Here is a 20,914-nt window from a genome sequence, read left to right as displayed (position 1 = left end):
CATGAATTATATCACACCCTGTTTATATGCTTTTGGCGCGTCCCTGGCCTTTGCCATCGTCTTTAATATCCCCCGGAACAAGCTGCTCCTTGCCGCTCTGGGCGGGATGTTGGGACAATTGGTTTATGTCCTTTTTCAACTGGTTATTTCCAATGACGTCCTTCTCTATCTGCTAGCCACCATTGCGATCTCACTCTATGCTGAGGTGCTGGCCCGTTTAACCAAATCACCCACCACCATTTATCTGGCCGTGGCTCTGATTCCACTAGTGCCCGGCGGCGGCATCTACTATACCATGCTTTATTTTATCAACGGCGAGATCGATCTTGGGATCTCCACCGGCATTCACACCCTGCTGATCTCCGGAGCACTGGCGGTGGGCATTATTATGGTCTCATCCACTGTTAATCTGGTTCGTAAGGTGATGCTGAAAGGTTCTTCAAAAATAGGAAAGAAGTTAAATCATGGCAAAAAAACTTAAATGGTCGCTTATTCTGGTTGGGTTGGCCGGTTTGATTGTGGTAATCTGGGGATCTTTTTTTTCCCGGCCAGAGGATACGACCCAACTGGCTGATTATGCCCCTATTAAATCTGCCCCGTTAGCACCGATCAACCCGCTTTCCCGGGAAACTCTGAACTGCCAGGCCTTTATCCACAATCAGCTGACTTCTCCTGATGGCGGTATTTATACCAATTATCAGAACACTGCACAAACCGGAGACCTATCGACCGGTCATGAGGTTCTTTCTGAGTCGATGGGATTATTATTGGAGTATGCCCGCTTAACCGGGGACCAACAACTTTTTCATGAAACCACTGACTATATCCAGGATCATCTGATCTTCGATGATATTTTGTTGTGGCGCATCGTCGAAAACAGTGATCCGATCACCAATGTTTCAGCCACCATCGATGATCTGCGGATTTACCAGACCCTGGCCCTGGCCAAAGCACAATGGCCGCTCGATGATTCAGCGTCGAAAATTCTTGAGATGCTGGAAAATCAATTACCGATCAGGGGGTTTCAGTCCGACTACCTGGTCAGTTATTACAGCGCCACCAGTCCCACCCAGGATAAAACCGTCGAAGTGGCTTATATCAACCTTTCGGCCCTCCAGACGCTGGCGGCTGCAAAACCTGAAATCACCACAGCCGTGAATACAAACCAGCAGATTCTGCTGGGCAGCTTTATTAGCGAAACCCTGCCGCTTCATCATAAAAGCTATGATCCTCAAAAGCGCAGCTATACCGATGCTGACGGAAAAATAAACATTCTGGACAGCCTGATGGTGATCCAGAATCTGGCTCAAGCCGGAATCTATTCCCCCCAATCCATTGATTGGCTGGAAGAAAAGGTCGCCAGTGGCACCCTCTATTCTTATTATGATCCCCATACCGGAGCGGCCCTGGATACTCAGGAATCTTCAGCTGCCTACGGCATCGCCGCTCAGATTGGTGCGATGCTGGGAAATGAGTTTTTAACCGGCAACTCCCTGACCCAACTAAAAAAACATCAGAATGCCGATTCCCAGAGTCCTTTCTACGGTGGTTTCGGCTATAACAATAATGCCTACTCCTACGATAACCTTCAGGCTCTGCTGGGGCTGGTTTATAACAAATAATCGCTCGCACCAGGATTCCTTAATGGATCCGTACCGACCAATTGTTAATCTGTTGTTCGCCGCGGCATCGGACAGGCTTTGCCATGTCCGCTCCGATGCGTACAACATGATATAACAATTGTCGGTACTGCTTTAGCTTTTTTTATATCTCAGCGACTCCCACTCGCTCGCTAAAAATCGATATGTTAGAACTGGAAGAAAGTGAGTAACCATGAAAAAAATCAAAATCATGATTCTTTTTGGAACCCGGCCGGAGGCCATCAAAATGGCGCCGCTGGTAATTGCTTTAAAAAAAGATCCCCGTTTCCAGACGCTGGTAACGCTGACCGCCCAACACCGAGAAATGCTGGATCAGGTGCTGGAACTCTTTTCTATCACCGCCGATTATGATCTGAACCTGATGAAGCCCGGCCAAACCCTGTCCTATCTCACGGCCAGTATTCTCAACGAGCTGAAACCGATCCTGGCAGCTGAGGCTCCGGATATGATTTTGGTTCATGGCGATACCACCACCGCTTTTGCCGCAGCCCTGTCGGCTTTTTATGAACAGATCCCGATTGGTCATGTCGAAGCTGGCCTGCGGACTAAAAATAAGTACTCCCCCTACCCGGAAGAAATGAACCGGACCCTCATCAGCCAGCTGGGGGATCTGCATTTTTGCCCCACCGTCGGCAATCGGGATAATCTGATCCGGGAAGATATTCCCCAAAACCAAATTATTATTACTGGCAATACGGTCATCGATGCGTTACTCATGACCGTTAAGGCCGACTACCATTTTGAAAACCCGCTTCTTAACACCATCGACTACCAAAACAGGCGGGTGATTTTATTGACCTCGCACCGCCGGGAAAATATCGGTGTGCCGATGGAACATATCTTCTCTGCCATCCGTGAACTGGTTCTGGCCAATCCGGATGTGGAGGTGGTTTTTCCGATGCATCCCAATCCCCTGATTGCCGAAACAGCCCTGCCGTTGCTCGCTGATCTTGACCGGGTTCATATTCTGGCACCTCTGGATTACAGCCAAATGTCCAACCTGATGGGTCGTGCCTATCTGGTGCTCACCGATTCTGGCGGCATTCAGGAGGAAGCCCCGGCGCTGGGCAAGCCAGTGGTAGTGTTGCGCCACGAAACCGAACGGCCCGAAGCCGTCACTGCCGGAACCGTCGTGATGGGCGGCGTTGATAAAAACGACATTATCCGAATCACCCAGCAGCTGCTGGACGACCCCGATGCCTACCAAACCATGGCTCATGCCGTTAACCCCTATGGCGATGGCAAAACGTCCCACCGCATCTGTACGGCCATCGCCGAATATTTTAACTTATAAAAAAAGACCAGGATTTTTGTGCCAAAGCACTATAAATCCTGGTCTTTTTTACAACTCATAAAACTATTTCAGTCCTAACCAACATCGTATTCCATTTCTTTTCGGGCTTTTTCAATAAATTCCAGCGGCGAAACTGCTTCCCCCGATTTACACTCGTCACAATGGAACACTCCGATTTTTAGATCAATTTCCACCTCATAAGGGGCCGTAATGGTATAAAATTCTTCGCTTTTCATGTGACTTCTGATCCGGTTTTCGACAATTTTTGTTCCGGCCGTATCGGTAATTAAAAACAAGCCAAAGGTAATATCGTCTTTTTCGACCAAATAGAGGGTATCTTCTGACCGCAGACTGCGGTGCATCACCTCCGTCATTTGCCGGATAAACAGCGGCAACCGCTCTTCTCCCAAAATTCGTTTGATTTCTTTATAATGTCGAAATTTGATCATCATCAACGATAACTCAATCTGTCCCCGTTTTGACATACCGATGAAAATTTTGGCATCGCTGATCAAGGTTCGAAAATTCCGCAGTCCGGTAGCCGGATCGACGGTGGACAAACTGACATTTTCATCTTCCAGCTCTTTAACCCGGTTCTGCAGCGCCAGATTTCTTCCGGTCATTAAGCTGACCACATAGGTGAACAGAGGCAGCAGCACAATCCAGAAATATGAGGAAGCTGTCAAGGGTTCGCCATTGACCAGCACCAGAAAAATCGTGTAGGAGATATAGAAAAAAATCACGATCCCGTTGGTGACCAGACCCAGGGTTATATTACTAAAATAAGTAATCAGGATAACCAGAAAGGTAACGTTCAACATCACTAAATTCTGAATATAGTGGGCGGAATCCTGGGCGGTAAAGGTAATGGTAACAAAGGTTAAAACCAGAAAGAAAACAATCCCCATATCGGATAAAACCTGATCCCGATTTTTCATTTTCGCCATCCTCCCTTCCTGATTTCAATCCCATTTTTGCGAACCACCATAACCAACCCCACTGCCAGCAGAATCAGCACCATAATGCTGACGACCAGAAAAATCTGGGCTTCCTGACTCACAGCGATTTGTTGTGCTACTGCAATGGTGGGATTTTTTGGTGCTTTAAAGCGATAGGTCAGCACCTTACCATTGGCGTCTGCCAAAGTGGCATCGTCTGACAGTCTGCCCAGGTTTTTCATTTCGCCAAGGTTATTGCCGATCGCCACCAAACCCGTCTGATCCGGTGCCACAACCATCAGACTGGCCCGGCCCGGTTTACTGTACAAGGAATCCAGCAGCTGGGCCGAACCCAGGGTCTTACCATAGGACGGGTCGATTACCAGCTTTTCATTGGACAGGAAGCTGGTACCGTCTTCGTTAAACTGAAAATACAGCTTATCGTTATTGCTTTTGATAAAGCTATTATTGTCATAGGTACCCACCGCAATAATATTGGCGTAAAGTGCCGCCTCGTTCATTTCTTCGGGATAAAGCACGGTTATCTCCCCGGTATTCCCTTTGGTATAGCGTCCCATCACCCGAAACATTTTGGCCAGCAGGTTGGTGGTTTCACCATCCAACTGATCCGGCACCACCAGACTGACCGCGTTGTAACTATAATCAGTGACAAAGGGGGCGGGATAGTTTTCAAAAACCAGATCCTGATTGGCGACGGAGTTGATTTTTAACATCGTACTGGGGGTGATGTATGCCCAGGGCATATCGCCCTGGCGCAAACTGCACCAGAGATCTTTGATTTCCAGATCAAAGGTCACCTTCACCTGAAATGAACCCCCGATATCAATATCGGTGGGAATCGGAATCGTGGCCTCATCCCCCCCGGCCATATGCTGTGAAAGCTTCCTGCTGCCAACGGGAACGTCATTAATATAAACTGTCATCAATGACCGGTCAAAGTCAAGGTTTTCTGAATACCGGTAATTGAGGTAGAATTCACTGGCATTGGTCAAACTGCGATTGGACGGATAATTGATGGCAAATTCTTTAACCTGATGAAAGGGCCCTTTGTAATAGGTTCCTTCTGAACCGGCAAAACTGATATAGGTTTCCGCCTCATAAACTTGGGTTTTAATGTCTGCAGTTTTTCCCAATAGCTTGGTGGTCGACTGCAATTGATTCATCAAGGCCGGGTTTCCCAACATCCGACCGGCATTGATCAGGGCCACATCGTTTTTGGCAGTAATGATCAGGGTATTCGTTCCGCTTCCTTCGTTGATTAGAACCAATAGGGCATCCTCATCATTGATGCCATTCTGGTCAGCCTGACTCCGGTAATTATCCGGAAGCTGATCGTACCCGGCGATAACGATTCTGTTCAGTGGCAGATTTGCGGCTGGATCACTGAATGTCAAAATCGGAAAATATCCATCAGGATAAATGGTCTGATTGGATACACCAGAGATTCCCAACAGGGCGGCATTCAGTTCCGCCGGATTGTCAGCGTCTGAAATAACAAACGCCGATTCCCCATATCTCAGGGCATCCACTTCAAAAAAACGATTATAGAAGGAATCAATACTGGTGGTAAAAGCGTTTTTGTCAAACCTGACCGAAAGATTCGATTCTTTGAAAATATCCAGCCAATTGGCCTCGCTGACATCATCGACACAGGGCAGCGCATTTTGGGTCCGCATGTAGCCGTCAATTCTGATATTGTTGTAGCCCTGCTGAAGTGACTCCAGTGGCACATAGATATCGATGCCATGACGGTTTCCGGAATTATCAGCCGGGCGCAACGAATAAAAATAAGTCTCGTTAATCGCCACCGTCAGACTGGACAGCTGCGTGTCGGCCAATTGAGTGACCCGATATTCGAGATGCAGCAGCACCGATTCCACATTCCAGTCTTTGGCAATCCAGAAGGTTTGTTCGGCGGTTGAAAACAGCCCCTTCATGGAATGATCAGAAAAATTAGTAACAAAGGTCTGGGGCGCCGTCCGCGCTTCCGACTGCGGTACCCCACCATAATTGGCCGCGCTGACCGGCTGTATCAACATCGTCAGCGACAAACTCAGTAAAATTATCATGATCGTTAATCGTTTCATCTTCTCCTCCTTTGTGTCATTTTAGTGAGGTCTTTTTGAAGCTATAAAGTTGTTCAAAGCTTTCTTTATGTGCAGTGTAAAAATTGTTCCTAAAGCTAACGACCGTTTCGTATTAAAATACGATCCTTTCAGCCCTGGAAGCGCTCGGTTTTGTACCATTTGCTGTCCTGTTTTTTTATGCGGTCTATAAAATACTGAAAAACTCCGTATACGGTTACGATGATCCACATTTGGCAATAAGTAAAGTACATCAGCGCGATGATAAAAAAATTGGAAACGGTCATCTCCCCTTTTTCGGTAGTCAGCGCAATAAAGACGCCCAAAATAAACATGATGAAGGCAGTAAACCAGAGCAGATTGCTGAATCCCTGGATGGTCGTCGATACCAGCCCAGCCATATTCATAAAGAAAATAACATCCGATACCACCAGTGCCGTCAGGAGTAAAAAATACGTGGATAAGAAATAGAAAATATCAAAACGGATTTTCCTAGCATCCTTATCAACCAGATAGCCGATATTTTTAATCAGCACATAAACATTGCCCTTGACCCAACGGGTTCGTTGTCTGAACCAGACTCCCAGGGTTTGGGGTTCCTGTTCCCAGGTTACTGCCTTAGGCTGGAATTTAATTTTATAGCCCATCAGATAGATCCGGAAGCTGATTTCGGTATCTTCAGCCACAGCTTTTTCATCCCATCCGCCAATAGCTTCGATGATGGTCCGCCGGAGAATGAAATTGGTTCCCGGAATGGTGGACAGCTTCATCAATTGCCACCGACCGGCCTGGGCCATCCACTGAAACGACAGGGTTTCAATATTGATAAAGCGGGTCAGCAGATTGACCTCCTTATTTCGGGTCCGGAATTTTCCGATCACAGCCCCCAGCGAATCATCAGCCCTTAGTTCGGCAGCCAGGTAGGTGAGTGCCTTGTGTTCCGGGGTATTATCAGCATCGTAGATGGCAATAAACTCGCCTTTGGCCTGCTGATAGCCAATATTAAGAGCATTGGATTTGCCCTTACCGCCGGTTATATTATCGGTATTGATGACAGTCAGGTTGCGGCTGGGGTTGGAGTCCTGGATTTCTTTGAGCAACTCGGCACTGTTATCCGATGAGTTATCATTGATCACAATAATTTCGTAACGATCCCAGGGATAGTCAAAAGCCAGCAGCGCCGCCACCGTTTTGACAATAACCACCCCTTCGTTATGAGCCGGAACCATAATCGAAACAAAGGGATGTTCGCCAATTATTTCCGGTGGCGGCTCCTTTTCCACCTTCAGATAATAAACATATCCGGCCACAATCAAGACAATATTCACAAATAAGAGACTCCAGATTAAAAAGATGTTGATCAGCATTAAATAATCAAAAACATTCACGGGGTGTTGTCCTCCTGATCTGGTAAATTTTTGACCGGCTCCTTTTTTTCTTCATTGCTGACTACTTTTCTGAACTTGTTCAGATACACCCGGCGACTAAAAATGACGATAACGATAAAAAGTAAAATGATGATCCCGACCACCGTCAGCAGAAAGGTGTTGCCAGCCGTAAATATTTTTTCCAGACTATACTCCGGCGCTTTTTGATAGCGATAATCGGCTTCGATGGGTTCTTCATCATAGCTCAGCGAGACCGGAAGACCATTGACCCAAATTCCCGAAGCACTGCTTGCGATGGTATTCTGGCCGATGGTCCAATAATTATTCAGCCGTTTATAATCTGTCAGCGTAAGCCACTTATTATTAATAATCCCCAGCTGGGCAGCCAGGGCCGCTTCATTTGCCGGCAGCGGCATAATAATGGTGGTATTAATGGGATAATTGCCAAAGTTGCGATTCTGGCTGCTGGTACCGGCAATCGTTTCAAGACTGACTCCCAGGCTGGCCCAACGCAGCGCCCAGGTTTCTTTGCTACCTGGCTCAGTAACACCGGAATCTGGCAGGATAATTCCTGATGAAAAAAGATTTAAGGGATTAACGTTGCTGACTTCATCAAAAAACAGGCTTTCTCCAGTTGCCAGACCCAGAGGATAGACGCCGTTTTCAACCATTTTGGTAATGACCGCATACATTTTTTCCGATAGCACCGCATTGCCGTCGCTCACGGTGGCAGGACTGGGGCGGTGGACAATGATGGTACCATTTCTTGACTGAACATATCGCAATACCTGATAAAAACGGGCCATAGCCGGAAAATCCATGTTATCATCGATGGGAACCACCCCCAGAGCAAAAGGGATACCGTTGGCGTAAAAAGCATTACTGGTTTCGATGACCATATTTAAATCCGAAAAAGGATAAATATCCGGGATTAACAGGGTCATCTGGGCCGTTGCTGCCAGCCCAAACCAGTCTTTCAGGGTTTCTCCCAGGCCCAGGGTAAACCCTGGATCACCAATCAATGTCGGTACAAAGGTCAGTCGCTCCATCGTTTTGGAAAACGGATAGACTGATGTCCCAACGCTGATGGCTGTTTGTCCGGGACCAGGCTGTTCATCAACTACCCGTAAATCATCAACCCAGATGCTGTTGCTAGCCAGGCCATTCAGATTCACAGACACTGTCCGTCCCATTTGACGGCTGATCGGAACACTGTCCAGACTTGGAATCAGTCCCGGAGCAACAAAGCCGATATAAAGCAGTGCCCCGGAATAATTCTGACAGTCTGCCATAAAAGCTGGGTTATTAATGACATTTTTGGTATTTTTTAAGATGATCACTTTTTGATAACCGGACATCTGTCCAGCATCGTAATCATCGATGGCAACTATTTCCGCCGTCTGGGACAGCGCACTCAACAGAGTTTCCACGGTGTTGAGATTATCGCGATAAACCGTGTCCACGGCCAACTGGTCATAGATCAGTAATACCTCCTTTGTGGTCATGGTGAGGTTATCTTTCGCGTCAGCCTCTTCTCCATCAATAGCCGGCATCGGCAAAACGATTAAAGTCAACACGATGAGAATCAAAATGCTCTGCTTCATAGTCGATAACCTCGCTGTTCCCGATTCTTTTGCTTATCCTTGTTCCGCTGCAAAAATGCCTGTTTGCGAGCCTCCCAATCAACCTTTCGCAATTGTTTCTCAAGCCAATGGATGAATTTCCCCAGAATAACAAATGATATCAGATCAAAAGTCAGCGAAAAAATAAATAAATGGCCCAGGGTATCGGTATCCCCGGAAGTGATAATCGCCACATACAATTCCCAGAGCCCGATAAACAGCCAGGTCATCAGCCCCACAAAACGCAGGGTATTGCGTTCGTTTTTTTCGATGATCCCTTTTCTGAAAAAGCGGACGTAAACCCCAATAAGCACCCCTGTCCAGATGATGATAAAGCCAAAATTTCCTGGTAAGTAATTGGCTTTGAGATAACTCCATAGGGTAAAAAAGCTGGTTTGAGCTCCCGGCGGATAACCCTGGGTTATTTCGTAATTACCAAGCCAGGCTGGTCGGATATTAAAGCTGCTGTCCACCGAGCGATTGAGCATTTCATATAATTGACCGGGATTGGCCAGATAATAAATCGCCACCCCGGTGGGATTTACCTTGCTGAAAAAAGTCGCCGCCATCTCCGGACTGTCCATGGTTTCCGGCGAAATCGCCTGATAATAGGAGGTTCCGGTTAAAACGGCGTACTGGGGATTGATTGAAAATTCTTCCAGGGCTTGCTCCGGGTTGTCGGCAGTCATCAATACCCCCCGAGTCATACTATGATAAGTACTTAGCTTTGACAATTCATTGGGCATGATAAAAAATGCCGCCAGTGAAGATAGTAACAGCAGACTGCCACAAATAACACAAATTCGTTGAAAGTGTTTTTTTTCATCCACGTATTTGAGATTGATCCCCAGAATTCCCAAAAAAAGACCAAGCAGGGCATATTGCTGGTTTAAGAGGCAAAGCAATAGCGCACTTAAGAAAAAGCAGCCAATCAGGAGATAATCATTCAGCTTTTCCTGCCCCATTAGAATAAGCGATGACCCCAGAATGGTCACCAGAAAAAAACTGAGGGCCTGGGGGTAAAACGAATTGACCCAGGCGGTATAGGCCGTATCTCCGAAAATAATCACCCCCAGACCAACAATGATATAAGTCCACGTGGCACGCTTGCCATAGGTAACTGTTTCAAATAAAAAGTACATCGCAATCAGATAAAAAAACGCAATGACAGCACCGTAAAACCGCATATCAAACAGCCCATCCCAGGTATAGGCCCGATCCAGATTTCTTGCGGCATTAAGAAAAGGCGTTTGGGCAGTGATCTGAGCATTACCGGTATCGTTGAAATATTCCATAATACCCCAGTCTTTTTGAAAAAAAGCCAGCGCTTCTTTGGGACTCAGTTCCCCGAGATTATAAAGATTACTGCCCGAAATAATGGCGGCGGTGCTGCCATCGTCACCCATTCCGATGACCGGTGGTATAAACAAAACAACTAAAAGCAGCCCAAACAAAACAAGCACCCCCAGAGTCGATGGTTTCATTAAATAATTATAAGACCACGCCCGCATTTTGAGACTGCTTTGGTTTCGTTTTTTTTTGGCTTGAAGGGTATTGATGTCCATGTCTTTATTCATGATGCGGTTCCCCTTAAAAATCTAAATTTAGTTTATTTTTCCAGCGGCATTTTTAACTCTTATCCAATGTCGCTTTTGGCACCAACACAGATTAAACCGTGGTCGCTATAAATTTCAATGACTCCATGATTTCTTACCCAATTGCTGCGTTTATATTCAAATTGTTCCGCATCGGCTAAAAAAGAACCTCTGATAAAAGCAATCAGAAGTTCTCAGTTCCGGAATCGATTAATTTAAAAAGCCATCAATAATTTTTGCTTCAGCTTCCCCTTCGGTCAAACCCAAAGTCATCAGCTTAATCATCTGGTCGCCGGCAATTTTTCCGATCGCCGCCTCATGAATCAGGGTGGCATCGAGACTATTGGCCGTTATTTCGGGAATCGCACTGACGACGCCATGGTCCATGATGATCGCATCACACTCGGAGTGACCCATACAGCGGGTATTGCCGTTAATTTTAGAAATAAAGGTCTGTCGCGAATAATCCCGGGCGACGGAGCGGGAAATCAGGTTAACACTGGAATCCTCCCCATCCATGTCCACCTCAAACTTGGATTCGGCAAATTGTTCACCATGGGTCATCAGTTTTTCTTTGATAACCAGCTTTGCCCCATCTTTAAGTTTGGCGGTGGTAAAGCGTCGGGTGGAATCAACCCCTTTGATCTGGGTTGTTTCCATTTCCATGTAGCTGCCCTCTTCCTGTATCACCTCGGTGACCGGATCGATAACCCGTTTACCGGTACCCGTTCCTTCACCGATGTGTTTTTCAACGTAACGAACCTTTGAATTTTTTCCCAAAAAGAAACGATGAATTCCATTATGCTCCGATCCGTCACAGCTGTCCCCGGTACTGACGCCGCAGCCGGCAATAATGGTGATATCAGCATTTTCGCCAATAAAAAAATCGTTATAGACCAGATCATGAACCCCGCTACATGAAACGAGCGCCGGAATAAAGACGTTTTCTGATTTTGTATCGGGTTTAACAATAATATCGATGCCGGATTTGTCCTCTTTGCTGACGATCTCGATGTTTTCGCTTGACTGTCTGGCCACACTTTTGCTATTTTCGCGAATATTATAGGCCCCTTTTGGCATTTCATCCAAACCACTGACTTCTTTTAATAATTTTTTTGCAATGTCGTTCATTCCTTATGCCTCCAATATATCTTGACAGTTTAAACAGTTTTTCGGATCTTCACAATGCAGGAGCTCCGGCAATACGCTTTCTTTGGCGCCTCGCTTGACAATAGCACCATCAACCATGGCAATGATTTCATCGGCAACGTCTAAAATCCGTTCCTGATGGGAAATGATGATGATGGAATTTTCCTTGCTCTGATGCATTTTCATAAAAATATCAATGAGGTGATTAAAGCTCCACAAATCAATACCGGCCTCCGGTTCATCAAAAATTGACAGTTTCGTATTTCGGGCAATGATGGTGGCAATTTCGATCCGCTTGATTTCCCCACCTGATAAGCCATCATTAAGCTCTCGATGGATATAATCCTTGGCACAAAGACCAACCTCAGACAGATAGTGGCTGGCCTCCATTACTGACAGGTCCTCACCCTTGGCAATGTTGACCAGATCATGGACAGTGATTCCCTTAAACCGCACGGGTTGCTGAAAGCCGAAGCTGATCCCTCTTTGGGCCCGTTCAGTGATCGATAAATTGGTTATATCTTCGCCATAAAAAGTAATCTTACCTTTTGTGGGTTTCAATACTCCGGAAATAATTCGGGCCAGAGTTGATTTCCCACCGCCGTTTGGACCAGTTATGGCGATAAATTTACCTTTTTCGATGGTTAAATTAACATCTTTCAAAATTTCTTTTTCATTTTCGACTTCAAACGAAATATTTTCGAGTTTTAACATTTTTTCTCCTCATCTGTTCTTTTCAAAGTTTTGCTGCTCTTTTTATTATACCAATTTTTTTTTAAATTGAAACACAAAGCGGCTACTATTACCTAGTTTTCTCAGCCTCACTATTTTATCACTTTTTATATTCATTGAAACTGATTTCATGGGGTAAATTTTCACTGCCATCGACAAAGCCATAAATTACCCCTGAGCCGATTTTTCTTACTGCGATTCGCAACCCGATTCCCTAAATCTTCATTGCTTTTGAATCATTGATTGATTATAATGTAGTTAACGTTATTTTCAGGCACGCGCTTTATCTTTCTGCCTGCTGTCGACAGTCTGATTTAAAATAAAGGAGAAAACCATGAAAATTATAGTCATAGGAGCAGTAGCCGGAGGAACCTCGGCGGCAGCCAAAGCCCGACGAAATGATGACTCGGCCGAAATTATTATCTATGAAAAAGATCAGGATATTTCTTATTCCGGGTGCGGGCTTCCTTATTTTATTGGCGGAAAAGTCCCATCGATCATGGCCTTGACCCCCCGAACGCCTGAATTTTTTAAATCCAAATACAATATTGACGTGCGTATCCGCCATGAGGTCTTAAAGATTAATACTCCGGGTAAAACGGTCGTGGTTAAAAATCTACAATCTGGAGCCGTTTTTGAAGATCCCTATGACAAACTGATTCTCAGTACTGGTGCCCAAGCTTTTGTTCCACCAATAAAGGGAATTGATTTAGATAATGTCTTTTTTCTTAGAAATGTTCAAAATGCCGTAAAAATCAAAGCCTTTATGAACAGTCAGCATCCTAAAACCGCCGTGGTTGTCGGAACCGGCTTTATTGGCTTTGAAGTGATGGAAAATCTGATCGAATGTGGCATTAAGGTAACGCTGGTTGAACGGGCTGGTAAACTGACCCCCAACCTTGACGAAGATATGTCTTTATATCTTGAAAAACTGTTGAGCAAAAAAGAAATACCCATTCTAAAAAACGCCAATGTCGTTGAAGCCACCAGCCAGGGTGTCGTTCTGGAAAATGGTACGCTGATCCCGGGCGAAATGATCATTGTGGCCACCGGTGTAAAACCCAATGTAACCCTGGCCCGGGAAGCTGGCTTACTGCTGGGAGTTACCGGAGCCATTCGGGTTGATGAGCGGATGATGACCATCGATACCGATATTTATGCCTGTGGCGACTGCATTGAGACCTGGTCGACGGTCACTAAAAAACCCCATTACCGGCCGCTGGGCTCTACTGCCAATAAAACCGGTCGCATCTGTGGTGATAATATTACCGGGGGCGATGTGCTTTACCCGGGCAATCTGAGTACCGGTATCTTTAAGGTCTTTGATATCAGCATCGGTAGTACCGGTTTATCGGAATCGGAAGCCCGCAGCCAAGGTTATGATGTCGAGATTGCTCATAATATCAAACCCGATAAGCCGGGCTATTATGGCGGGCAAGAAATGCTGATCAAAGCCATTGCCGACCGGGCCACCGAAAAACTCCTGGGGGTTCAGATCATCGGCTATGAAGGAGTTGACAAGCGACTGGATGTCTTTGTCACCCTGATTACCTATGGCGCCACCGTGGCTGAAATCTTTAATCTGGATTTGGCTTATGCCCCACCATTTTCAACGACCAAGGATCCGGTTCACTATACCGGGATGATCCTGGACAACGCCCTGAACAAAGGGCGAAAACTGATCACTCCCGAGGACTTAAAAAAAAACTGAATAATGGGGAAACTTATCAAATTATTGATACCCGGATAACTGAACAATACGCTGCCGGTCATCTGCCGGAAGCGCAAAACATTCCCCATCAGGATCTGCGCAACAAACTGGCGCTACTCGATCAGACCCAACCAGTGATTACCTATTGCAATAAGGGCGTCACCGGTAATGCAACCCAGAACATTTTACTTAACCATGACTTTAAAAACGTATTTAATCTCTCCGGGGGCTTTCAGTTTTATGATGCCACCAAAGAAGATTAACAGAAAAGAGGCAATTATGAATGCTGATGATGTTTCAGTAAAAATCTTCAAAGCGTTGGGACATCCGGTTCGCTTACAAATCGTAAAATTTCTTTTAATTGAACCCCAGTGTGTATGCGTCCTGAATCAGTTATTTGACTACAGCCAGGCCAACCTGTCCCAACACCTGAAAATACTTCGGGAAGCCGGGATTCTCGAAAACCGCAAAATCGGTGTGGAAATGCACTATTCAGTAAAATTAAAGGGCATTGAAAAACTGCTCGCTGCCATGGATCTAACGGCAGCCGAGTATTTCAGCACCCTGGAATTCTAACTTATTTTTTATCTTTAACCGCTCTGAAACTAATTATCGCGATCAATTATTAATCTATTGACTATTCTACATGCTTAACAATATTTTATTCGCCATAGCCTTGGGGGTGGTTTTGATGCCACTTCCAGGCTGTTTTTATGATCTCACCTAAATCTGAATAGACTGGAGTCCAGCCCAATTTCTGCTGGGCTTTTTGAGAAGAAGCAATCAGTTCAGCCGGATCTCCGACTCTGCGGGCGGTGACTTCTACAGCAAAGACTTTTTCGGTCAGCACTTTTGTTTTGGCAATGACTTCTTTGACAGAAAAACCTTTGCCGTCGCCCAAATTATATACATCGCTTTCGGCCCCGGCCAGTAGTTTTTCCATCCCTAAAATATGGGCCGAGGCAATATCCATGACATGAATATAATCCCGGATGCAACTGCCGTCAGGAGTAGGATAGTCTTCGCCGAAAATACTGATTTTATCGCGCTGACCCAGGGCGGTTTTTAAAATCAACGGGATCAAATGGGTTTCGGGATTGTGATCTTCGCCGATTTCTCCGCTGGGATGGGCCCCCGCGGCATTAAAATAACGGAAGGTCATCGATTTTAAACCATAGGCCTGATCCATCCACGGCAGCATTTTTTCGACCGCCAGTTTTGTCTCACCATAGGTATTGGTGGGATTTTTGCTACTGTCTTCCGTTATCGGACTTTCCTCCGGTTCCCCGTATACAGCTGCGGTGGACGAGAAAACAAAACGTTTAACCCCATGTGCCACCATTGTTTCCAGCAGACAAAGGGTGCCATAAACATTGTTATGGTAATATTTGATCGGTTGCTCCATCGACTCTCCCACCAGGGAATTGGCACAAAAATGCATGACACAGTCAATCTGGTGGTTCTCAAAAACCTGGCCGAGAAAATCCTGATCCCGGATATCACCTTCTACAATCACTGCCTCGTCAGGTACCGCTCCCGGGTGTCCAGTAGAGAAGTTATCCAGCACCACCACCTCATAGCCCCGCTCCACCAGCACCCTGACCACATGTGATCCAATATACCCGGCGCCGCCACATACTAAAATTTTCATCATGTTCCTCTATTTCTATTTTTATTATTTAATCCTTAACGTCTCTTTATTATAGATCTTTTTCGAAAAAAAAGAAACCCCGAAGGGTTTCTCAAACTGTCAAAAAGACAACCTAGTACCGACAATTGTTACATCATGTTGTACGCATCGGAGCGGACACGGCAGAGCCTGTCCGATTCCGCGGAGAACAACAGATTAACAATTGGTCGGTACGGTAGTTTAGCGACAACCTCAGAAACCTCGAAGGGTTTCTTGCGATTTATTTATCGGTGAAGGCGCTTTTATTGTTGCTTAAAGCAGCCTGCGCTGCTGCCAGACGGGCGATTGGCACCCGGAATGGTGAGCAGGAAACATAGCTCAAGCCAACACTGTGGAAGAAGAAAATCGATTTAGGATCGCCGCCGTGTTCACCGCAAACCCCAATTTTAAGATCAGGCTTGGTTTTACGACCCAAGGTCACACCCATTTCAACCAGCTTACCAACGCCTTCGACGTCAATGCTCTGGAATGGGTCATTTGGCAGAATACCTTTTTCTTTATAGTCAGTAATAAACTTACCGGCATCATCACGAGAGAAACCATAGGTCATTTGAGTCAGGTCATTGGTGCCAAAGGAGAAGAATTCGGCGGTTTCAGCAATTTGATCGGCAATCAGAGTCGCCCGGGGGATTTCCATCATGGTCCCCACCAGGTATTCAATATCCGATTTTTTCTCATCCCGAATCACTTCAGCTGTATTTCTTACCACCTTATCCAGGTAGGTTAATTCTTCATTAATGCCAATTAAGGGAATCATAATTTCAGGGATTACATTGAAGCCATATTTCTCTTTGACTTCAATAGCTGCTTCCATAATGGCCCGAGTCTGCATTTCGGCAATTTCAGGATAAGTAATGGCCAGACGACAACCACGATGACCCAGCATTGGGTTGAATTCTTCCAATCCCTGAATAATGGTCAGCATATCTTCCACTGCAAAACCCATATCAACTGCCAAGGCTTCGATATCTTTGGTTTCTTTGGGCAGGAACTCATGGAGTGGTGGATCAAGCAAACGAACGGTAACCGGTCGGCCTTCCATCGCTTTATAAATGCCGATAAAATCTTCTTTCTGCATTGGCAGAATTTCAGCGAGGGCTTTTTCCCGTTGTTCTTTTGATTCGGAGAGAATCATCCGACGAACACTGGGTAGCCGATGCTCATCAAAAAACATGTGCTCGGTCCGGCACAAGCCAATCCCTTCCGCCCCGAAACCGACAGCCACAGAGGCGTCTTTGGGAGTGTCAGCATTGGTTCGGACTTTCAGGGTTCTGAATTCATCGGACCAGGCCATGATCTGTCCAAAATGTCCTGATAGTTCTGGGGTGACGGTTTTGATACTGCCCTTGTAAACACTGCCGGTGCTTCCATTTAAAGAGATATAATCCCCCTCTTTGAAAACTTGGTTACCGACGGTGAATTGTTTAGCTGCCTCGTCTACCTTGATGGATTCGCATCCAGCCACACAGCATTTTCCCATTCCTCGAGCAACAACCGCTGCATGGGAGGTCATTCCACCTCGGGCGGTTAAAATCCCATTGGCGGCGTACATCCCTTCAATATCTTCTGGGGATGTTTCTTTTCTGACTAGTAGGGTTTCTTCGCCATTAGCGACAGCGGCGCAAACTGCTTCGGCAGTAAAGTAAATTTTACCAGTGGCAGCTCCCGGTGAAGCCGGTAGACCAGTGGCCAGAAGTTCGGCGGCTGTTAAAGCGGCCGCTTCGAAAGTCGGGTGCAACAATTGATCCAGGGCAATCGGATCCAGTCGCAGAATGGCTTCTTCTTTTGTGATCAGCCCTTCTTCGACCATTTCCACGGCAGCACAGATCGCAGCAGCAGCTGTACGCTTACCGGTTCGGGTTTGCAGCATAAAGAGTTTGCTTTTTTCAATGGTAAACTCAATATCCTGCATATCTTTATAATGCTTTTCCAACAATTCGGCGGTTTCATGGAATTGTTTGTAAACTGCTGGCATAATATCTTTCAGCTCATCAATATCCTTGGGAGTCCGGATTCCAGCCACAACATCTTCGCCCTGGGCATTAATCAAGAATTCACCAAACAATTTTTTCTGTCCGGTGGCGGGATTTCGAGTGAAAGCCACCCCGGTTCCGCAATCATTTCCCATGTTTCCATAAACCATCGATTGAACATTGACAGCGGTACCAATATCGTGAGGAATATCATTCATATTTCGATAACTGATGGCTCGATTATTATTCCAGGATCTGAATACTGCTTCAATCGCCATCAATAATTGATCTTTGGGATCCAAGGGAAAATCTTCCCCGGTTTCGTCTTTGACGATTTTTTTATAAGCAACAACAATTGCTTTGAGATCGTCGGCAGTCAGTTCGGTATCATCTTTATAGCCATTTTTTTCTTTAGCAGCTTCCAGAACATGATCGAATTTTTCTTTACCAATTTCCTGAACAACATCCCCAAACATTTGAATAAAACGTCGGTAGCTGTCAAAGGCAAACCGTTCGTTGTCAGTCGCTTTGGCAATTCCTGCCACGGTTTCATCGTTGAGTCCAAGATTCAGGATGGTGTCCATCATTCCTGGCATCGAAAACTTGGCTCCCGAACGAACAGAAACCAGCAACGGATTATCGGCATTGCCAAATTCTTTGTCGCATTCTTTTTCCAGAACACTCATGTAGTCATTAATTTGACCGACTATTTCATCGGAAAGTTTTTTATCTTGATTGTAATATTCAGTACAAGCCTCGGTGGTTACAGTAAAGCCTCCTGGAACTGGCAAACCGATGTTTGTCATTTCCGCAAGGTTTGCACCTTTTCCCCCCAGCAGCTCCTTCATGTTTGCATTACCTTCTTTAAACAAATAAACCCATTTTTTTGACATTTCCTCTACCTCCTCGTTATATTTGCAAGTATTATCGCTGCAATTTCTTCAATTGCTTTTGATGTGACGTCAATGACAGTACACCCCAATTTATCGAAAAGCTGTTGTGCTTTTTCTAACTCCAACATAACTCTTTCGTAACTTCCATAGTTTGATGTTCCGGTAAGCCCCATGGCCCGGATTCTTTCTGAGCGGATATTGACCAGATGGTTTGGATCCAGGATCAGCCCAAATATTTTATTTTTTGAAATCTCGAATAATTCCTGCGGTGGTTCAACCTCCGGCATTAACGGAATGTTGGCCACCTTGTAATTATTGTTGGCCAAATAGATACTGATTGGTGTTTTGGATGTTCTTGACACCCCAATCAGAATAATATCCGCCTCATCGAGGTCGGAAGTGTTCTTGCCATCATCATACTTTACAGCAAATTCAATGGCTTCAATTTTTTTTATGTAATGGTCATCCAGTTCCCGACTGGACTTCAAGTTCCTGACCGGTTCTTCACCAGTTATGCTGCGCAGTGTTTCCATCAGTGACCCCATCACATCGTAGATGGGAACATCCTTAATTTTAGCTTCAGTTTCCATATGATGTTTTAATTCGATTGACGCAAAACGATAAACGACCAATCCGTTTTCCTGTTTTGCCAAATCCAACAGGTAGTCAATACTCAGCTTATCATCCACAAAGGGATGAAACCGTACTTCCCGGATGGAGTTTTCAAATACGCTGGTCCCTGCTTTTACCAGCAGCTCACCAATTTCAGTGGGCGTATCTGAAACGACGAAAATTACTATGCTCTTCAAGTTTTAACCTCATTATTCAACACTTTTTCCCATGTTAACCACATAGCGGGTAATATTTGTTCGTGAAACCTTACCAATCAGGACTAACCGCGAAGCGCCCTTTTCATCAATTTCTTTGGTCACAACAGGCAGCGATTCGACCTCATAAAACATCGTTTTATAAGCGGCATCATATACAGATTCAGTTGGTTCCAGGTAAATAATATTGGGCATCCGGGTCATAATCATCGGAATCGGCAGCGACTCTACCTCTTTTCTTCCAATCATGGCCTTAATAAAGTCCTTTCGGGACACGATCCCGGAAAGGTATTTCCCGTCAACAACGTATAAGGTTCCGGCATTTTTGGTAAACATGGTAATAATACCATCGTAGATGGATGATGTTTCCTCTACAACTGTTGGCTCTGTCTGGATGTCCATGACATTAATGGTTTTGATATAGCTTCCCAAAATATGCAACAATGATCGGCCCGTATAATAATAGCCGACTTTTCGTTTTGCTTCTAAAATACCCATCATCGTCAAAATCTTAAGATCAGGGCGAATCGTCGCCCGGTTGATATTGAGCAGCTCCGAAATTTCATTGCTTTTTACGGGTTGCTTTTCCTTAACAATTTCGATAATTTCTTTTTGTCTATTTGATAACTCCATCTTCAACCCCTTTGACTGTTTGATTTATTAAGTATAACACATATCGTTCTATTGTAAACAGTTAAAATATTTTTTTAAACTCTATTGATAATTTTTTATCATTTTGTTTGCATGTAACCTTTTTCATATCGTTATTGATTCAGATAGTCCATCATATATTTTATCACCTATCCGTGTCACATTCTTTAATTCGTCCAATTGTGTAAATCCACCATTCTTTTCGCGGTAATCGATGATCCCCTGAGCAATGACGTCGCCAACCCCCGGCAGGCTTTTCAGTTCTTCCAGACTGGCAGTATTGATATTTACTTTAGTATTTTCACTGGCGGTCGTTGTTTGTGAAACCTCACCAATAGCAGGGATATGAATTTTCTCTTCATCCTGTAATTTTCTGGCCAGATTCAAGGAATTAACATCAGCAGATTCTGTCAATCCACCAACCATTTCAATGGCCTCGATCAGCCGGGCGTCCTGATTTAGTGAAACGACCCCAGGCTTGTTGACTGCACCAGTGATGTGCACCATTATTCGGCTCTCACCGGCCTGGCTGTTTTCGCCGTCTGCCTCTTTTACAGCGGTGGTATCGGCAACCCGTAGTGTTGCCTCATTACTTTCTTTAAAATGATACCAACCCCAAAAAACGCCCAAAAAAACAAGCACGATGAGAATGTACAGGATTTTATTGCGATCGAGCTTATCCATA

At 45.3% G+C, this 20,914-nt stretch carries 18 protein-coding genes; 6 read left to right on the top strand and 12 right to left on the bottom strand.

The features are described from left to right. Position 1 precedes the first annotated feature (1 nt). From A3KS_RS20530 to wecB, 3 genes are all read left to right on the top strand, one after another. Positions 2 to 481, top strand: coding sequence for a threonine/serine exporter family protein (locus A3KS_RS20530; RefSeq protein WP_035355663.1), 480 nt, complete (start codon positions 2 to 4; stop codon positions 479 to 481). Further along, the gene (locus A3KS_RS0107565; RefSeq protein WP_026394404.1) at positions 465 to 1,622 is read left to right on the top strand and encodes a hypothetical protein; all 1,158 of its coding nucleotides are present in this window, start codon (positions 465 to 467) and stop codon (positions 1,620 to 1,622) included. Before A3KS_RS20530 ends, A3KS_RS0107565 begins: the two co-directional genes overlap by 17 nt. Before the next feature lie 211 nt (positions 1,623 to 1,833). Further along, positions 1,834 to 2,955 carry a non-hydrolyzing UDP-N-acetylglucosamine 2-epimerase gene (gene wecB / locus A3KS_RS0107560; protein ID WP_026394403.1) on the top strand — a complete coding sequence of 374 codons (1,122 nt, stop codon included), beginning with the start codon at positions 1,834 to 1,836 and terminating at the stop codon, positions 2,953 to 2,955. 74 nt (positions 2,956 to 3,029) lie between these two features. Here wecB and A3KS_RS0107555 read toward each other — a convergent pair whose 3' ends face one another. The 7 genes from A3KS_RS0107555 to A3KS_RS0107525 all read right to left on the bottom strand — a co-directional run bounded on the left by A3KS_RS0107555 (position 3,030) and on the right by A3KS_RS0107525 (position 12,466). Then, positions 3,030 to 3,902: a GGDEF domain-containing protein gene (locus tag A3KS_RS0107555; protein WP_026394402.1), complete on the bottom strand. Its 873-nt coding sequence runs from the start codon at positions 3,900 to 3,902 to the stop codon at positions 3,030 to 3,032. Further along, entirely contained in the window at positions 3,890 to 6,001 is a 2,112-nt protein-coding gene (locus A3KS_RS0107550) for a cellulose biosynthesis cyclic di-GMP-binding regulatory protein BcsB (RefSeq protein ID WP_026394401.1), read from the bottom strand. Before A3KS_RS0107550 ends, A3KS_RS0107555 begins: the two co-directional genes overlap by 13 nt. Positions 6,002 to 6,129: 128 nt before the next feature. Further along, complete coding sequence (locus A3KS_RS0107545; RefSeq protein WP_026394400.1) at positions 6,130 to 7,386, bottom strand: glycosyltransferase family 2 protein; 1,257 nt, start codon at positions 7,384 to 7,386, stop codon at positions 6,130 to 6,132. Further along, positions 7,383 to 8,990, bottom strand: a complete 1,608-nt coding sequence (locus tag A3KS_RS0107540; RefSeq protein ID WP_026394399.1) for a DUF2334 domain-containing protein — start codon at positions 8,988 to 8,990, stop codon at positions 7,383 to 7,385. Before A3KS_RS0107540 ends, A3KS_RS0107545 begins: the two co-directional genes overlap by 4 nt. After that, positions 8,987 to 10,585 (bottom strand): glycan biosynthesis hexose transferase WsfD, encoded by a 1,599-nt coding sequence (gene wsfD / locus A3KS_RS0107535; RefSeq protein WP_026394398.1) that lies wholly within the window; start codon positions 10,583 to 10,585, stop codon positions 8,987 to 8,989. Before wsfD ends, A3KS_RS0107540 begins: the two co-directional genes overlap by 4 nt. Positions 10,586 to 10,813: 228 nt before the next feature. Further along, positions 10,814 to 11,734 (bottom strand): SufB/SufD family protein, encoded by a 921-nt coding sequence (locus tag A3KS_RS0107530; RefSeq protein WP_026394397.1) that lies wholly within the window; start codon positions 11,732 to 11,734, stop codon positions 10,814 to 10,816. A 3-nt stretch (positions 11,735 to 11,737) separates the two neighbouring features. Beyond that, positions 11,738 to 12,466 carry an ABC transporter ATP-binding protein gene (locus A3KS_RS0107525; protein WP_026394396.1) on the bottom strand — a complete coding sequence of 243 codons (729 nt, stop codon included), beginning with the start codon at positions 12,464 to 12,466 and terminating at the stop codon, positions 11,738 to 11,740. A 352-nt stretch (positions 12,467 to 12,818) separates the two neighbouring features. On the opposite strand from A3KS_RS0107525, the gene A3KS_RS20525 reads away from it, so the two are divergent. The 3 genes from A3KS_RS20525 to A3KS_RS0107510 are packed head-to-tail and all read left to right on the top strand — an operon-like array spanning position 12,819 to position 14,771. After that, positions 12,819 to 14,195 carry an FAD-dependent oxidoreductase gene (locus tag A3KS_RS20525; protein ID WP_341349831.1) on the top strand — a complete coding sequence of 459 codons (1,377 nt, stop codon included), beginning with the start codon at positions 12,819 to 12,821 and terminating at the stop codon, positions 14,193 to 14,195. Beyond that, positions 14,090 to 14,458 carry a rhodanese-like domain-containing protein gene (locus tag A3KS_RS24210; protein ID WP_341349834.1) on the top strand — a complete coding sequence of 123 codons (369 nt, stop codon included), beginning with the start codon at positions 14,090 to 14,092 and terminating at the stop codon, positions 14,456 to 14,458. Before A3KS_RS20525 ends, A3KS_RS24210 begins: the two co-directional genes overlap by 106 nt. A 16-nt stretch (positions 14,459 to 14,474) precedes the next feature. Further along, positions 14,475 to 14,771 carry an ArsR/SmtB family transcription factor gene (locus A3KS_RS0107510; RefSeq protein ID WP_026394395.1) on the top strand — a complete coding sequence of 99 codons (297 nt, stop codon included), beginning with the start codon at positions 14,475 to 14,477 and terminating at the stop codon, positions 14,769 to 14,771. A gap of 85 nt (positions 14,772 to 14,856) precedes the next feature. Here the strand turns inward: A3KS_RS0107510 and galE are convergent, their stop codons facing one another. The 5 genes from galE to A3KS_RS0107485 form a co-directional block, all read right to left on the bottom strand. Then, positions 14,857 to 15,846, bottom strand: coding sequence for a UDP-glucose 4-epimerase GalE (galE, locus tag A3KS_RS0107505; RefSeq protein WP_026394394.1), 990 nt, complete (start codon positions 15,844 to 15,846; stop codon positions 14,857 to 14,859). 259 nt (positions 15,847 to 16,105) lie between these two features. Next, entirely contained in the window at positions 16,106 to 18,751 is a 2,646-nt protein-coding gene (ppdK, locus tag A3KS_RS0107500) for a pyruvate, phosphate dikinase (RefSeq protein ID WP_026394393.1), read from the bottom strand. Between the two features lie 5 nt (positions 18,752 to 18,756). After that, on the bottom strand, positions 18,757 to 19,560 hold the full coding sequence (locus tag A3KS_RS0107495; protein ID WP_026394392.1) for a pyruvate, water dikinase regulatory protein: 804 nt from the start codon (positions 19,558 to 19,560) through the stop codon (positions 18,757 to 18,759). 12 nt (positions 19,561 to 19,572) lie between these two features. Then, entirely contained in the window at positions 19,573 to 20,211 is a 639-nt protein-coding gene (locus A3KS_RS0107490) for a helix-turn-helix transcriptional regulator (RefSeq protein WP_026394391.1), read from the bottom strand. A 123-nt stretch (positions 20,212 to 20,334) separates the two neighbouring features. Continuing rightward, entirely contained in the window at positions 20,335 to 20,913 is a 579-nt protein-coding gene (locus tag A3KS_RS0107485) for a helix-hairpin-helix domain-containing protein (protein ID WP_026394390.1), read from the bottom strand. Position 20,914: the final 1 nt, after the last annotated feature.

The sequence above is a fragment of the Acetobacterium malicum subsp. dehalogenans DSM 11527 genome (assembly GCF_000472665.1).
GTDB classification, from domain to species: Bacteria; Bacillota; Clostridia; order Eubacteriales; family Eubacteriaceae; genus Acetobacterium; species Acetobacterium malicum.
This window is presented reverse-complemented; position numbering and strand designations above follow the sequence as displayed.

Bases quoted from the DNA above. Each gene is read 5' to 3' on its own strand.
- A3KS_RS20530 (WP_035355663.1), top strand. From the start codon at position 2: ATGAATTATATCACACCCTGTTTATATGCTTTTGGCGCGTCCCTGGCC.
- A3KS_RS0107565 (WP_026394404.1), top strand. From the start codon at position 465: ATGGCAAAAAAACTTAAATGGTCGCTTATTCTGGTTGGGTTGGCCGGT.
- wecB (WP_026394403.1), top strand. From the start codon at position 1,834: ATGAAAAAAATCAAAATCATGATTCTTTTTGGAACCCGGCCGGAGGCC.
- A3KS_RS0107555 (WP_026394402.1), bottom strand. From the start codon at position 3,902: ATGGCGAAAATGAAAAATCGGGATCAGGTTTTATCCGATATGGGGATT.
- A3KS_RS0107550 (WP_026394401.1), bottom strand. From the start codon at position 6,001: ATGAAACGATTAACGATCATGATAATTTTACTGAGTTTGTCGCTGACG.
- A3KS_RS0107540 (WP_026394399.1), bottom strand. From the start codon at position 8,990: ATGAAGCAGAGCATTTTGATTCTCATCGTGTTGACTTTAATCGTTTTG.
- wsfD (WP_026394398.1), bottom strand. From the start codon at position 10,585: ATGAATAAAGACATGGACATCAATACCCTTCAAGCCAAAAAAAAACGA.
- A3KS_RS0107530 (WP_026394397.1), bottom strand. From the start codon at position 11,734: ATGAACGACATTGCAAAAAAATTATTAAAAGAAGTCAGTGGTTTGGAT.
- A3KS_RS0107525 (WP_026394396.1), bottom strand. From the start codon at position 12,466: ATGTTAAAACTCGAAAATATTTCGTTTGAAGTCGAAAATGAAAAAGAA.
- A3KS_RS20525 (WP_341349831.1), top strand. From the start codon at position 12,819: ATGAAAATTATAGTCATAGGAGCAGTAGCCGGAGGAACCTCGGCGGCA.
- A3KS_RS0107510 (WP_026394395.1), top strand. From the start codon at position 14,475: ATGAATGCTGATGATGTTTCAGTAAAAATCTTCAAAGCGTTGGGACAT.
- galE (WP_026394394.1), bottom strand. From the start codon at position 15,846: ATGAAAATTTTAGTATGTGGCGGCGCCGGGTATATTGGATCACATGTG.
- ppdK (WP_026394393.1), bottom strand. From the start codon at position 18,751: ATGTCAAAAAAATGGGTTTATTTGTTTAAAGAAGGTAATGCAAACATG.
- A3KS_RS0107490 (WP_026394391.1), bottom strand. From the start codon at position 20,211: ATGGAGTTATCAAATAGACAAAAAGAAATTATCGAAATTGTTAAGGAA.
- A3KS_RS0107485 (WP_026394390.1), bottom strand. From the start codon at position 20,913: ATGGATAAGCTCGATCGCAATAAAATCCTGTACATTCTCATCGTGCTT.